The organism is Kitasatospora sp. NPDC059722, assembly GCF_042733235.1.
In the GTDB taxonomy this organism is placed as follows: Bacteria; Actinomycetota; Actinomycetes; order Streptomycetales; family Streptomycetaceae; genus Kitasatospora.
In genome coordinates this window covers 21,840-36,368 of sequence record NZ_JBHWGD010000059.1, presented here as the reverse complement: position 1 = coordinate 36,368, position 14,529 = coordinate 21,840, and the positions used below count along the sequence as shown (strand labels likewise).

Here is a 14,529-nt window from a genome sequence, read left to right as displayed (position 1 = left end):
GGGGATGGTTGGCAACGGCCGTGTAATGATCTGTTGCCCTTTTGCGGTATTTGGCGACTGATGCCCGATTAGGTGCATTTCAGGTCTGCGTACGCTGTCGCGTGTGCACGAGGACCACCTCCGGGGTTAGGGCGGTTGGCGGGCATCGAACGTGAACCCTGCCTTCAGGCTGGAACCGCCTGGCGAGGAGTGGCTGGAACATGAGCGAACGACGGCGGAGGACGCCGGGCCCGGGTGACGAGGGCCAACGGCCCCCGGGTGACGGAGCCCGCCGGGGCGGGCCAGGGCCGGACGAACTGAGCTCGCAGGGGCTGGGCCGGCGCCGCCCCCCGGGCGTCCGGGACACCGCTCAGCAGCCTCGGATGACCAGGGCGGAGATGCGCAAGGCCGGCCAGAAGAAGGGCAAGGGCGGCCGGGGCGCCGCTGCCGCGGCCGCCGCCGCGGCGGCCGGACCCGGCAAGAAGCGGTTCATCGACTACCCGCGGTTCGGCAAGACCGGCGTCCGGCGCTGGCTGCCGTCCTGGAAGCAGTGGCTGAGCGGCTTCCTGCTCGTCTTCGGCTGCTTCGTGGGCCTGGTGTTCTACCTGTACCAGACCACCGAGGTCCCGAAGCTGAACGACCTGGTGAAGGACCAGAACACCATCTACTACTGGGCCGACGGCTCGGAGATGGTGCGCAAGGGCGAGACGAACCGTCAGATCGTCGAACTCAAGGACATCAGTCCCACCCTGCAGAACGCCGTCATCGCCGCGGAGAACCAGGACTTCCGCAACGACAGCGGCATCGACCCGAAGGGCATGCTCCGCGCCGTCTACAACATGGCGAAGGGCGGCGAGACCCAGGGCGCCTCGACGATCACCCAGCAGTACGTGAAGAACGCCTACCTGAGCCAGGAGCAGACCCTCAGCCGCAAGCTGAAGGAGTTCTTCATCACGCTGAAGCTCAACCAGCAGATCGGGAAGGACGAGATCCTCACCGGCTACCTGAACACCAGCTGGTTCGGCCGCGGCGCGAACGGTGCCCAGGCCGCCGCCCAGGCGTACTACGGAGTGGACGCCAAGGACCTCAACCTCTGCCAGAGTGCCATGCTGGCGGGCCTGCTCAAGGGCGCGGCGTACTACGACCCCACCGTCCCGGCCAACAAGGAACGGGCCGAGGGGCGGTGGTCGTGGATCCTCGACAACATGGTGAAGATCAAGGCCGTCACCCCGGAGGAACGTGCCAAGTGCACGGCCTTCCCGGACCCGCTCCCGCGCAAGACCTCCTCGAACATGAACGGCGAGATCAGCTACCTGGTCGACACCGCCAACCGGTACGTCACCAGCAAGGACCCCTCGATCACCCAGCAGGTGATCGACAAGGGTGGCCTGAAGATCTACACGACGTTCGAGAAGGACAAGGTCGACGCCCTGAAGAAGGCCGTCGACGACGTCAAGGCCGCGACGCTCGACCCGCAGAAGCGTCCCGACAACGACAAGTTCATCCAGTTCGGCTCCGCCAGCATCCGGCCCGGTGACGGCGCGATCGCCGCGCTCTACGGCGGCGACGGCGTGGAGAACGGCCACTTCGACAACAACGCCGAGGCCACCGGCGTCCAGGTCGGCTCGACCTTCAAGCCCTTCGTGCTGTCCACCGCGATGCAGGTCGGCGTCCAGACCGCGAAGGACGACAGCGGCAAGCCGAAGCGGATCAACGCCGACAGCCGCTACCTCGCCGACGACCTGTCCGAGATCCGCAAGCCGGACGGCTCGCTGGTGATCGGCGACGACGGCAAGCCCTACCGGCAGAAGAACGAGGACTCCAGCAAGCACGGCTACGTCTCGCTGCGGCAGGCCATGCAGTTCTCGTACAACGTGCCGTTCGTCCAGCTGAACCAGGACGTCGGCGGCCAGAACGTGGCCGACATGGCCGTGCAGATGGGCATCAAGAAGGAGAGCCTGGCCGACCCGAAGACCCCGACCTTCCCGCTCGGCACCTCGACCATCAGCCCGATCCGGATGGCCACCGCCTACGGGACGCTCGCCGCCAGCGGCAAGGAGGCCGAGCCCTACTCGGTCACCAAGGTCGAGGTGAACGGCGTGGAGCGGACCGGCTTCACCAAGCCCCAGCTCAAGCAGGCGCTGGAGGCGCCCGTCGCCGACAACGTCACCGACGTGCTGGTCAACGTGGCGAAGAACGGTACCGGTACGAAGAGCAAGGACCTGGGCCGCCCGGTCGCGGGCAAGACCGGTACCACCGACCAGAACAAGTCGGCCTGGTGGGTCGGCTACACCCCGCAGCTGGTCACCAGCGTCGCGATGTGGCGCGAGGACCCGAACAACCACGTGCGGCTCTCGCTCAACGGCACCGGCGGCAAGGAGTCGATCCACGGTGGTGACATCCCGACCGACATCTTCACCCGGTACATGAAGGTCGCGCTGGCGAACGAGAAGAAGCTGGACTTCCCGGCGCCGACCGCGATCGGCAGCGAGGTCGACTCCTCGGGCGCCCCGGTCTCGCCGACCGCCACGCCCACGCCGACCATGACCGACACCCCGTCGGCGCCGGCCACCCAGCCGCCGACCGGCAACCAGCCCCCGTCGAACGGCGGCCAGCCGCAGCCCCCGCAGCCCACCCAGGGCGGCGGCTGCGTCCCGGGCGTCGACTGCCCCGGCCCGCAGCCGAGCCAGCCGCCCAAGACCCACCCCGGTCCTTCGAGCACCTGTCTGCTGGGCCTGTGCCCGACGCAGCAGCCCTCGTCGACGCCGACGGACAGCACCCCGCCGCCGACCAAGCCGGGCAAGCCCACCCCGTCGGGCTCGTCCGCGGGCGGCACCCAGGGCGGTTAGCCGGCGTCGGCCGGACAGCGGTGAAACGGCGGTGGCGGTCCTCCACGGAGGGCCGCCACCGCCGTTTCGTCATGATTCGCCACGGCCCGGACGGCCCCTCCGCGGGGGCCTCCTCGTCCCGGCGGGGCCGGTGCGGCAGGATGTCCGGCATGACGTCGAGCGCACCTGACGAATCCGCCGGCCTGACCGGGCCCAGCGACGCCGTCGGGCCTGCCCCGGCGCCCGTCACCGCCGCCGGGCCTGCCCCGGCGCCCGTCACCGCCGCCGGGCCGCCGGCCAACACGGTGGTGGTCCCGGCCGACGAGGACCCGGTGGCCGCGGCCGGCAGCGAGTTCTTCGGCGGCCCGCCCGGCCGCCGGGCGCTGCTGGGCGTCTCGTGGTGGATCCCGGTGCGGGTCCTGGCGCTCGCCGTCATCGTCATCTCGGTGCTCGGCATGGTGCAGAAGGCGCCCTGCTACAGCCACGCGTGGTTCCAGGCGGGCTCGCCGCAGTACATCCACGCCTGCTACAGCGACATCCCGCACCTGTTCGCCGGACGCGGCTTCGCCGCCGGGCTGCACCCGTACGTCGACCGCATCCCGGGCTCCTCGGGGGACCTCCAGTACCTGGAGTACCCGGTGCTGACCGGCCTGTTCATGCAGATCGCGGCCTGGCTGACGCCGGGCGGCGGCACCCAGCAGGACCAGGAGCAGTGGTTCTGGGCGATCAACGCCGGCCTGCTGATGGCCTGCGCGGTGGTCGCCGCGGTGGCGCTCTCGCGCACCCACCGGCGCCGTCCGTGGGACGCGCTGCTGTTCGCGCTCGCGCCCGTCCTGCTGCTCAACGGCACCGTCAACTGGGACCTGCTCGCGGTCGCGCTGGCCGCCGTCGCGATGGCCTGGTGGGCGGGCTCCCGGCCGCTCTGGGCAGGCGTGTTCATCGGCCTCGCCACCGCCGCCAAGCTCTACCCGCTGCTGCTCCTCGGCCCGCTGCTGGTGCTGTGCTGGCGGGCCGGCAAGTGGCGCGAGTTCCGCGCGGCGCTGGGCGGCGCGCTCGGCGCCTGGCTGCTGGTCAACCTGCCGATCATGATCGCCAACTGGCAGGGCTGGTCGACCTTCTACGTCTTCAGCAACCACCGCGCCGAGGACTACGGCTCGTTCTGGCTGATCGTCATGCAGAACCGCGGGACCGGGCTGGAGTACCTCAACTCCTACATCGCGGCGCTCATGGTGCTGGGCTGCGCGGCCATAGCGTGGCTGGGCCTCTCGGCGCCCCGCCGTCCGCGCTTCGCGCAGCTGGCGTTCCTGGTCGTCGCCCTGTTCATCGTGGTCAACAAGGTCTACTCGCCGCAGTACTCGCTCTGGCTGCTGCCGCTCGCGGTGCTGGCCCGGCCGCGCTGGCGGGACTTCCTGGTCTGGCAGGCCTGCGAGGTGCTGTACACCCTGGGCATCTGGTCCCACCTGGGCTTCGTCACCGGGACCAAGCAGCACGGCATCGGCGAGGCCTGGTACCACTTCGCGATCGTGCTGCACCTGCTGGGCACGCTCTACCTGGTCGCCCTGGTGGTCCGCGACGTCCTGCTGCCGGACCGCGATCCGGTGCGCTGGGACGGCAGTGACGACCCGTCCGGAGGGGTGCTCGACCGCGCCCCCGACGCGGTCGTGATCGGGGCCGCCCGCCGCCTGCGCGAGGACGAGAGCTACGCGGAGTACGCGCCGGCCGGCCCCGGGCAGTGGCTGGACGAGCCGGAACTGCCGGAGCCGGCCGAGAAGGGCTAGCGGGAGAGGGGCCTCCGCGGGAGGCCCCGGCGGGAGGGCCTCAGCGGTCCACGACGCGGTCGAAGTGCGTCGTGGTGTGCCGGACCTGCAGGCCGAGCTCGTCGCCGATCACCGGCGCCTTGGTCTCGCCGTCCAGGAACAGCAGCGAGACCTGCATGTGCGGCGGCTCGGCGAACCAGAGCTGCTTGCCGGCCCAGTGGAACGGCGACTTGGTCTTGTTGACGGTCGCCAGGCCGGCCCGCGCGATGCCCTTGGCCCGCGCGCCCATGCTCGCCACGTACTTGGGGGCCTCCAGGCCGATGCCGTGCGCGGTGCCGCCGGCGACCACGACGATGTGGCCGTCGGAGGGCGCCGGGTGCTGGCGGTAGCCGTAGCGGTCGCCCTTCTTCACCGGGGTGACGTCCAGGACCGTCGCCCGGACCTCCAGCGCGCCGTGGTCGCCCAGCCAGAGCCGGGTGCCGATCCGGGCGCGGAAGACGGTGCCCGGGTAGCGCTGGGCCAGCTGGTCCATGCCGGCCGAGCCGAGGTGGCTCACGAACACGGTGTCCACCGGGATCCCGGCCGCCCGGGCGGTGTCCACCCAGTACGCGACCTCCTCGACCGGGCTGGAGCCGTCCGGCCGGTCCATCGGCAGGTGCAGCGCGAGGCCCTCGAAGGAGACGCCCTCCAGCTCGGCGGCCACCGCCGGCAGGTCGGCCGCGCTCACGCCGTGCCGGCGCATGGTGGTCATGCACTCCACGACCACCCGGGCGCCGTGCAGCGCGCGCAGCGCGTCCACGCTCGCCACCGTCCGGATCACCCGGGCGTGCGGCAGCGGGAGCACCTCCTCGCCGATCCGGTAGGGGGTGAGCACCAGCAGCTCGCCGCCGTACCACTCGGCGGCGTCGGCCGCCTCGTAGGCGGTGCCGACGGCCAGCACCCCGGTGCCGAGCAGCGTCGCCTCCTCGGCCAGCCGGTGGTTGCCCAGGCCGTAGCCGTTCCCCTTGGCGACCGGCACCAGGCCGGGGAACTCGGCGAGGACGGAGCGCTGGTGGGTGCGCCAGCGTTCGGTTTCGAGGTAGAGCGACAGCGTCATCGGGTCAGCCTCCTCAGCGGCGGGACATGTAGAGGTCGAGGGCCTTGTGCAGCAGCTTGTTGAGCGGGAAGTCCCACTCGCCGAGGTACTCGGCCGCCTGCCCGCCGGTGCCGACCTTGAACTGGATCAGGCCGAACAGGTGGTCGTTCTCGTCCAGGGTGTCGCTGATGCCGCGCAGGTCGTACACACCGCCGCCCAGCGCGTAGGAGTCGCGCATCATCCGCCACTGGATGGCGTTGGACGGCTTGACCTCGCGCTTGTGGTTGGCCGAGGCGCCGTAGGAGTACCAGACGTGCTCGCCGACCACGAGCATCGTGGTCGCGGCCAGCGGTTCGCCCTCGTGGTAGGCGATGTAGAGGCGCATCCGGTTCTGGTCCTCGGCGGTGAGGGCCTTCCACATGCGCTGGAAGTAGGAGAGCGGGCGCGGGGTGAACTTGTCGCGCTCGGCCGTCACCAGGTAGAGCTGGTGGAAGATCGGCAGCTCGTCGTAGCCGCCCTGGTACACCTCGACGCCGCTCTTCTCGGCCTTCTTGATGTTGCGGCGCCAGAGCTGGTTGAAGTTCTTGTGGATGTCGTCCAGCGAGCGGTTGGCCAGCGGCACCTGGAAGACGTAGCGCGGCTGGACGTCGCCGAAGCCGGCGCCGCCGTCCTCGCCCTGCAGCCAGCCGGCCTTGCGCAGCCGGTCGGCCACCTCGAAGGCGCGCGCCTCGTACCAGTCGGCCTCGACGTCGCGCAGGCGCTTGGCCTGCTTGCCGGCGATGGCCTCCTTGATGGTGGGGGCGTTCCAGCGGCGGATGACGATCGGCGGGCCCATCTTCACCGAGAACGCGCCCTGCGCCTTGAGGTGGGCGAGCATCGGGGAGAGCCAGCGGTCGAGGTCGCGGTCGAACCAGTCGATGACCGGGCCCTCGGGCAGGTAGGCCAGGTAGCGCTTGACCTTGGGCAGCTGCCGGTAGAGCACCAGGCCGGCGCCGACGAGCTGGTTGCCCTCGTCGAACCAGCCGATCGACTCCGAGCGCCACTCGGCCTTCACGTCGCCCCAGGACGGGACCTGCATGTGGCTGGCCGAGGCGCGGCTCCTGATGAAGGCGAGGTGCTCCTCGCGGGTGATCGTCCTCAGGCGCAGGCTCATGCTCGGTGCTCCTCGTCGGTCGGGCTGTGGTGGCCCCGGGTTCTCGGGGTGACCCTATCGTCCGGTGGTACCGGCGCCCGTGGGCGCGGGCGTGACGGCGCCCCCGTGCGTACCTGTCTCCTGCAGATACGCGACGGGGGCGCCGAGGGTTCCTGTCGAGCGGGCCGGAAGCGGTCCCGGAGGCCCGGGATCAGCCCCAGAGGCCGCCCCGGGCGATGCCGAGGTAGAAGCCGACGGCGGAGGCGCCGAGCGTGATCATCAGGACGAAGCGCTCGGCGGTGGTGACCGAGACGAACATGCCCCAGAGCCCCGCGACGATGCCGAACAGGCCCGTCCACGAGGTCAGCAGGTGCAGGTTGTAGAAGAACGACGTGGTGAAGGAGACGACGCCCAGCAGCGCGGTCAGCGCCACCAGGGCGTTCTCCCGGGGGTGCGGGTGGCCGTCGGTGTTGAGGGTGAGGGCGGGCATGCGGTGGACGGACTGTGCCATGTGTCCCACCTCCTGGCGTGGAGACGAACGGGCAGGAATCCCGTTCCGTCCAGATTGCGGCGGTTGGACTGGTCTCACAACCCCTATGCGTTTTGTTCGGCCGTACGGGTGCGGGTAGGCTGTGCCGTCTGCACTGGTGTAGTTGTGCCCCCTTGCGCCCTCTTGCGGGCGGCCGCCCGATCGGGTGAGCGGGGCCCGACTGTCGGACCCGGCCGCTACGGTGGGCCGGTGTCGTCACACGCTCCGGTGCCGACGCTGCACAACCCTCCTGCCACGGAGAGACCGTGGCCGTTGAGTCCAAAGGAGGTGGGTTACCCATGCGTCACTACGAGGTGATGGTCATCCTCGACCCCTCGGTCGAGGAGCGCGCTGTCTCCCCCCTGATCGAGAACTTCCTCACCGTCGTCCGCAACGCCGGCGGCAAGGTGGAGAAGGTCGACACCTGGGGTCGTCGCCGTCTGGCTTACGAGATCAACAAGCAGTCCGAGGGCATCTACTCGGTCATCGACCTGAAGGCCACGCCTGAGGTCGTCAAGGAGCTCGACCGCCAGATGGGCCTGAGCGAGTCGGTTCTGCGGACCAAGGTCCTGCGCCCGGACACCCACTGAGCCACCTCTGAGGCCTTCGGGTCTCGGGTAGCTCGCGACCGCTGTTTCACGTGAAACAGCGGTGAACGGACATCTTCCCGAGAGGTCATCACCACCATGGCAGGCGAGACCGTCATCACCCTCGTCGGCAATCTCGTCGACGACCCCGAGCTGCGCTTCACCCCGTCGGGTGCGGCGGTCGCGAAGTTCCGCATCGCGTCCACCCCCCGCACCTTCGACCGTCAGACGAACGAGTGGAAGGACGGCGAGAGCCTCTTCCTCACGTGCAACGTCTGGCGGCAGCCGGCGGAGAACGTGGCCGAGTCGCTGCAGCGCGGCATGCGCGTCATCGTGCAGGGCCGACTGCGCCAGCGGTCTTACGAGACCAAGGAAGGCGAGAAGCGGACGGTCTTCGAGGTCGAGGTCGACGAGGTCGGCCCGAGCCTGCGCTCGGCGACTGCCAAGGTCACCCGGGCCAACCGTTCCGGTGGCCCCGGCGGCCCCGGTGGCGGCTTCGGCGGCCAGCAGGGCGGCCAGGGCGGCCAGGGCGGCGGCGGTGGCAACTGGGGCGGCGGTGGCGGCCAGCAGGGCGGCGGCTGGGGTGGAAACTCCGGCGGCCAGTCCGGCCCCTCCGACGACCCGTGGGCTTCCAGCGCCCCGTCCGGCGGCCAGCAGGGCGGCGGCTGGGGTGCCCCGTCCGGTGGCGGCTTCTCGGAAGAGCCCCCGTTCTAAAGAGCTGACAGATTTCGTGCGGCCCGGCCGCCGGCGTCCCCGGACGCCCGCCGGGTCGTGAACCCCAAATGGAGCACACAATGGCGAAGCCGCCTGCTCGCAAGCCGAAGAAGAAGGTTTGCGTCTTCTGCAAGGACAAGGTCAACTACGTTGACTACAAGGACACGAACCTGCTGCGGAAGTTCATCTCCGACCGCGGCAAGATCCGTGCCCGCCGGGTCACCGGCAACTGCACCCAGCACCAGCGTGACGTCGCCACGGCCGTGAAGAACAGCCGTGAGATGGCGCTGCTGCCCTACACCAGCACCGCGCGCTAAGAGAGGGTGACCAAGTAATGAAGATCATCCTCACGCACGAGGTGCCGGGTCTCGGCTCCGCCGGCGAGGTCGTCGAGGTCAAGGACGGCTACGCCCGCAACTTCCTGGTCCCGCGCGGCTTCGCCATCCGCTGGACCAAGGGTGGCCAGAAGGACGTCGACGCGATCCGTCGCGCCCGCAAGATCCACGCCATCCAGACGCTCGAGGCCGCCAACGAGGTCAAGGGCAAGCTCGAGGGCGTCCAGGTCAAGCTGGCCGTCCGCTCGGGCGACGCCGGCCGTCTGTTCGGCTCGGTGACCCAGTCCGACGTCGTCGAGGCCATCAAGGCCGCCGGCGGCCCGGCCGTGGACAAGCGCGCCGTCGCGATCGCCTCGCCGATCAAGACCGTGGGCACCCACAAGGTCTCGGTCAAGCTGCACTCGGACGTCGTGGCCAACCTCGACGTCGCCGTCGTGGCTGCCTGAACCGCATAGCAGTGGCCCGAGGGCCGGACTCCTCCGCGGAGTCCGGCCCTCGGCGCTTTCCCGGGCCGGGGTTCAGCCCCGGACCGCCCCGGTGACCAGCCACCTGCCGCCGCGGGCGCGCCGGACCATGAACCCGGCGCGGACCAGCATGAACAGGTTCATCGCCCACCACAGCCCGGCCAGCCCGGTGCCCGTCGCCGGGACCGCGAGGGCCGCCGGCGCGAACACGGTCAGGGTCGCGAGCATCGCCCACGCCAGGTACGGGCCGTCCCCGGCGCCCATCAGGACCCCGTCCAACACGAACACCAGGCCGCTCAGCGGCTGGGTGAGCGCGAGCAGCAGCAGCGCGGTGCCCAGCTGCGCCCGCACGGCCGGATCGGGTGTGAACAGCGGGACGTACAGCGGGCGGGCCACGACGACCAGCAGGCCCAGCACGACGCCGGACCCGATGCCCCACTCGACCATCCGCCGGGTGGCCGCCTTCGCCCCCGGGACGTCCGCCGCGCCCAGGTAGCGGCCGATGATCGCCTGGCCGGCGATCGCGATCGCGTCCAGCGCGAAGGCCAGGAAGCTGAACAGCGTCATGGCGATCTGGTGCGCGGCGACCTGGGTGTCGCCGAGCCGGGCGGCCACCGCGGTGGCGATCATCAGCACGGCCCGCAGGCTCACCGTCCGCACCAGCAGCGGACCGCCCGCCCTGGCGCTCGCCCGGATGCCCGTGAGGTCCGGCCGCAGCGAGGCCCGCTCCCGGCGGGCGCCGCGGACCACCACGACCACGTACACGGCGGCCATCCCGGTCTGCGCCAGCACCGTGCCCCAGGCCGAGCCGGCCACGCCGAGCCCGGCTCCGTAGACCAGGCCGGCGTTCAGGCCGATGTTGGCGGTGAAGCCCGCGACGGCGACCACGAGCGGCGTGCGGGTGTCCTGGAGGCCGCGCAGCACGCCGGTGGCGGCCATCACCATGAGCATCGCGGGGATGCCGAGGGAGCTGATCCGCAGGTAGGTCACGGCGTAGGGCGCGGCCGTGTCGGAGGCGCCGAGGACGTCCGCGGCCCAGGGGGCCAGCAGGAGGGTGAGCGCGACCACCGCGACGGACAGGCCCAGGGCGAGCCAGATGCCGTCGACGCCCTGCTGGACGGCGGCCCGGCGGTCCCCGGCGCCGATCCGGCGCGCCACGGCGGCGGTCGTGGCGTAGGCGAGGAAGACGAAGACGCCGGTGGCGGTGGAGAGTGCGGCCGCGGCGACGCCGACGCCGGCCAGCTGGGGGGTGCCGAGGTGGCCGACGATCGCCGAGTCGGCCATCAGGAAGAGCGGCTCGGCGACGAGCGCGCCGAAGGCGGGGACGGCGAGGGCGAGGATCTCGCGGTCGTGCCGGCGTCTGGAGGGTCCGGTGGTGGCGGCGGTCATGCGCTCCAGGTTACTCATCCACAGGTAATGGCTGCTAGTGCCTGTTGTCCATTACTCGAACTGGTGAGTGGCGAGCCCGGCGGGCTCCGCGCCCACAGCCGTCCGGTGGTGTGTGAAGAATTTCTCATGCACAGACCCCGGAAGAGGTAACTCCAGGTCAGAGAGTTGACGTGGGGCCGATGGTCCGGTTATCCACAGGACCTTCCACAGGGGCGTCCACAGCTTTGCGGCAGTTCTCCACAGCCCAGGGCCGCTCGTCCACACCCCCTGTGGATAACCGTGTTGGCTGAAGGGCGTCCGGCCCCTTAGCGTGGGCTCTCCGCCCGACACTCCCACCCGCCCCGGCGTCCGTTTTGTCGGCCCCGTGGCGTACAAAGAGGAGCGGCTCCGCTCCAACTCGCACCACTCGCTGATCGGGGAACACGCGTGACCGGCCCCCAGTACGACGACCACGACGCCCCGCCGCCGGAGGACGACTGGCAGAACGCCGAGGACCCCTTCCCGGCCGGTGCGTTCGACGACGCGCCGTTCCCGGAAGGGCCCGGCGACCGGCTCCCGGTCTCGCGGGGTCGCGGCGGGGGCCAGGGCGACGGCTTCCAGAAGGGCGGGGGCGGGGGTTTCCAGAAGGGCTCCCAGAAGGGTGGGGGCGGCGGTTTCCAGAAGGGCTTCCAGAACGGCAAGGGCGACCGCCGGGACGACGGGGGCCAGGGCGGCGCCGAAGGCTTCGAGCGCGTCCCCCCGCAGGACCTAGCGGCCGAGCAGTCCGTCCTCGGCGGCATGCTGCTGTCCAAGGACGCGATCGCCGACGTCGTCGAGGTGCTCAAGCCGGCCGACTACTACCGGCCCGCGCACGAGATGATCCACGGCGCGATCCTCGACCTCTACGCCCGCGGCGAGCCGGCCGACCCGATCACCGTGGCCGGCGAGCTCACCAAGCGCGGCGAGCTCCAGCGCGTCGGCGGCGCCTCCTACCTGCACACCCTGGTCAACTCCGTCCCGACCGCGGCGAACGCCGAGTACTACGCCCAGATCGTCGCCGAGCGCGGGGTGCTGCGCCGGCTGGTCGAGGCCGGCACCCGGATCGCGGGCATGGGCTACGCGGCCGAGGGCGACGTCGACGAGATCGTCAACGCGGCACAGGCGGAGATCTACGCCGTCACCGAGCAGCGCACCAACGAGGACTACGCCCCGCTCGCCGACATCATGGAGGGCGCCCTCGACGAGATCGAGGCCATCGGCTCGCGCAACGGCCAGATGTCCGGCGTACCGACCGGCTTCGCCGACTTCGACCAGCTCACCAACGGCCTGCACCCGGGCCAGATGATCGTCATCGCGGCCCGTCCCGCCATGGGTAAGTCCACGCTCGCCCTGGACTTCGCCCGGGCCTGCTCGATCCACAACAAGCTGCCGAGCGTCATCTTCTCGCTCGAAATGGGGCGCAACGAGATCGCGATGCGCCTGCTCTCCGCCGAGGCCCGGGTGGCGCTGCACCACATGCGCTCCGGGAACATGACGGACGACGACTGGACGCGGGTCGCCCGCCGCATGCCGGACGTCAGCGAGGCGCCGCTGTTCATCGACGACTCGCCGAACCTGTCGATGATGGAGATCCGGGCCAAGTGCCGCCGGCTCAAGCAGCGCAACGACATCAAGCTGATCGTCATCGACTACCTCCAGCTGATGCAGTCCGGCGGCTCCCGCCGGGCCGAGAACCGCCAGCAGGAGGTCTCGGACATGTCGCGAAACCTGAAGCTGCTGGCCAAGGAGCTGGAGGTGCCGGTGATCGCGCTGTCCCAGCTGAACCGTGGTCCCGAACAGCGCACCGACAAGCGGCCGATGGTCTCCGACCTGCGAGAGTCCGGCTCGATCGAGCAGGACGCCGACATGGTCATCCTGCTGCACCGCGAGGACGCCTACGAGAAGGAGTCCCCGCGCGCGGGCGAGGCCGACCTGATCGTCGCCAAGCACCGTAACGGCCCGACGGCCACGATCACCGTCGCCTTCCAGGGCCACTACTCGCGCTTCGTGGACATGACCCGGGACTGACCCCGGCGCGTTGCGCGGCCTGCTTGTCGCCCTCGCGCTGCGGCCGGGGCGCGTCGTCCCGAAGGCCTCGCCGGTCGACCGGATCCGGCCCGCTCCGGGCCCGGCACCCCCCCTGGCACACCCCTGGCACGGCCTCCGACGTGGGGTGATCAAGGAATCGTGAAAGGGTTGTGTTCGAATGGGCTACCCTCCAGCGCGTGACGATTATCAGATCGCTGCCTCGGTGGGGGGCACACAAGGAGCGCCGTGCCGACCGTGCCGCCGCGCCGGCGAGCAGACTCGGCTGGCTGGACGCCCTGCGGGGCATCGCGGCGCTGGCCGTGGCGGCCCACCACTTCGAGATCTTCAGGCTGATACCGAAGGGCGATGTCATCGCCGCCCACTTCGACCTGGGCTTCTACGGGGTCATCGCGTTCTTCATCGTCAGCGGGTACATCATCCCGGCCTCACTGGAACGCCGCGGTGACGTCCGGGCCTTCTGGATCGGCCGGGTCTTCCGGATCTACCCGGCGCTGATCGTGACCGTGCTCTTCGCCGAGTTCGTCCTGCCGCTCAGCTACCAGGTCGTCAGCTACGACGGCGTCCCGTACCACAAGCTCTGGCTGGCGGCCAACGGCCTGCTGCTGTCGGACATGCTGGGCGTCGTGAACGCGCTCGGCATCTCGTGGACGCTCGCGTACGAGATGCTCTTCTACTTCTTCGTCAGCAGCCTCTTCACGGTGGGCTGGCACCGGCGCAGCACGCCGATCGCGGTCGCGGCGGGGGCGATCGCGCTCGTCCTGGGCGTCTGGATCCCGTCGTACAGCCTGAACCACACCCTCACGGAGACCAACAACCTCGTCGCCGCCACCGTGGTCGTCGTGGTCATGGGCGTGCTCTGCATGCTCAGCGGCAACGCGCCGCTGGCCCGGGTCGGCGGTCTGCTGCTGGGCGGGCTCGGCCTGCTGCTGGTGTTCACCAACGGCCGGGACCCCGCGTACGAGAGCTTCACCATCCTCGCGACGATGTTCGCCGGCACGGTGATCTACCGGGCGCAGCACGGGCAGATCGAGCGCATCGAGGCCTGGCTGTCCGTCGGTTTCGTGGTGGTGGCGGGCGCCATGGTCGGGTGGATGTACAACCGGGACGCGATGGCGCGCGCGACCTCGACCTTCACGTGGCCGGCGTGGACCAACGCCTACCTGGCGGCCTGGGCGTCGTTCGGGCTCTTCTTCCTGCTGCGCAACCGGCGGCTGCCGCGCGTGCTGACCTGGCTGGGCGCGGTGAGCTTCTCGGTCTACCTGCTGCACTGGCCGGTGAAGAAGTTCCTGCTGTGGCGGCTCGGCTGGGACAGCAACCACTACTACGTCAAGCTGGCCGCGATGCCGTTCGCCGAGCGGTGGTCGTGGGTGGCCGGGTACGTCGCCGTGCTGCTGGTGGTCTGCTGGGTGGTGTACCGGCTGGTGGAGATGCCGTTCCAGAACCTGGGCCGCAAGCTGACCAAGGCGGTGAACCGGCGCTGGCCGCCGCAGTCGCTGGAGCCGGCCGCACCGGGAGCGCCGTCGGCCGCCGTACCGGTGCCGCGCCAGGAGTCGGAGCTGGTGGGCGCGGGTTCGTCGGGCGGGGCGGAACGCTCCGGCTGATCCGAGGGACATGAGGGCCGGGGGGGGGGGGGGGGGGGTGGGCGGAGGTCGCGCGGGCGTGGGCGGGGGTCG

At 70.7% G+C, this 14,529-nt stretch carries 12 protein-coding genes; 8 read left to right on the top strand and 4 right to left on the bottom strand.

Annotation, left to right across the window (positions count from 1 at the left end):
• The first annotated feature begins 362 nt into the window (after positions 1–362).
• Positions 363–2,828, top strand: a complete 2,466-nt coding sequence (locus tag ACFV4F_RS30445) for a transglycosylase domain-containing protein (RefSeq protein WP_380441711.1) — start codon at positions 363–365, stop codon at positions 2,826–2,828.
• Positions 2,829–2,977: 149 nt separating this feature from the next.
• On the top strand, positions 2,978–4,585 hold the full coding sequence (locus tag ACFV4F_RS30440; RefSeq protein WP_380507186.1) for a glycosyltransferase 87 family protein: 1,608 nt from the start codon (positions 2,978–2,980) through the stop codon (positions 4,583–4,585).
• Positions 4,586–4,625: 40 nt separating this feature from the next.
• On the opposite strand, the gene ACFV4F_RS30435 is transcribed toward ACFV4F_RS30440, so the two are convergent.
• From ACFV4F_RS30435 to ACFV4F_RS30425, 3 genes are all read right to left on the bottom strand, one after another.
• Positions 4,626–5,660: an alanine racemase gene (locus tag ACFV4F_RS30435; RefSeq protein ID WP_380441707.1), complete on the bottom strand. Its 1,035-nt coding sequence runs from the start codon at positions 5,658–5,660 to the stop codon at positions 4,626–4,628.
• 13 nt (positions 5,661–5,673) lie between these two features.
• A complete protein-coding gene (locus tag ACFV4F_RS30430; RefSeq protein ID WP_380441705.1) occupies positions 5,674–6,792 on the bottom strand; it encodes a lipid II:glycine glycyltransferase FemX in 1,119 nt (372 codons plus the stop codon).
• A 190-nt stretch (positions 6,793–6,982) separates the two neighbouring features.
• Complete coding sequence (locus tag ACFV4F_RS30425; RefSeq protein WP_380441703.1) at positions 6,983–7,282, bottom strand: hypothetical protein; 300 nt, start codon at positions 7,280–7,282, stop codon at positions 6,983–6,985.
• Positions 7,283–7,599: 317 nt separating this feature from the next.
• On the opposite strand from ACFV4F_RS30425, the gene rpsF reads away from it, so the two are divergent.
• The 4 genes from rpsF (at position 7,600) to rplI (ending at position 9,382) form a co-directional block, all read left to right on the top strand.
• Positions 7,600–7,890: a 30S ribosomal protein S6 gene (gene rpsF, locus ACFV4F_RS30420; RefSeq protein WP_063348486.1), complete on the top strand. Its 291-nt coding sequence runs from the start codon at positions 7,600–7,602 to the stop codon at positions 7,888–7,890.
• A 96-nt stretch (positions 7,891–7,986) separates the two neighbouring features.
• Complete coding sequence (locus tag ACFV4F_RS30415) at positions 7,987–8,601, top strand: single-stranded DNA-binding protein (RefSeq protein WP_380441701.1); 615 nt, start codon at positions 7,987–7,989, stop codon at positions 8,599–8,601.
• An 80-nt stretch (positions 8,602–8,681) separates the two neighbouring features.
• The gene (rpsR, locus tag ACFV4F_RS30410; protein ID WP_030304537.1) at positions 8,682–8,918 is read left to right on the top strand and encodes a 30S ribosomal protein S18; all 237 of its coding nucleotides are present in this window, start codon (positions 8,682–8,684) and stop codon (positions 8,916–8,918) included.
• 17 nt (positions 8,919–8,935) lie between these two features.
• The gene (rplI, locus tag ACFV4F_RS30405; protein WP_363647663.1) at positions 8,936–9,382 is read left to right on the top strand and encodes a 50S ribosomal protein L9; all 447 of its coding nucleotides are present in this window, start codon (positions 8,936–8,938) and stop codon (positions 9,380–9,382) included.
• Positions 9,383–9,454: 72 nt separating this feature from the next.
• On the opposite strand, the gene ACFV4F_RS30400 is transcribed toward rplI, so the two are convergent.
• Entirely contained in the window at positions 9,455–10,789 is a 1,335-nt protein-coding gene (locus ACFV4F_RS30400) for an MATE family efflux transporter (RefSeq protein ID WP_380507183.1), read from the bottom strand.
• A gap of 426 nt (positions 10,790–11,215) precedes the next feature.
• On the opposite strand from ACFV4F_RS30400, the gene dnaB reads away from it, so the two are divergent.
• Complete coding sequence (dnaB, locus tag ACFV4F_RS30395; protein WP_380499644.1) at positions 11,216–12,835, top strand: replicative DNA helicase; 1,620 nt, start codon at positions 11,216–11,218, stop codon at positions 12,833–12,835.
• Positions 12,836–13,032: 197 nt separating this feature from the next.
• Entirely contained in the window at positions 13,033–14,457 is a 1,425-nt protein-coding gene (locus ACFV4F_RS30390; RefSeq protein WP_380499645.1) for an acyltransferase family protein, read from the top strand.
• Positions 14,458–14,529 lie beyond the last annotated feature (72 nt).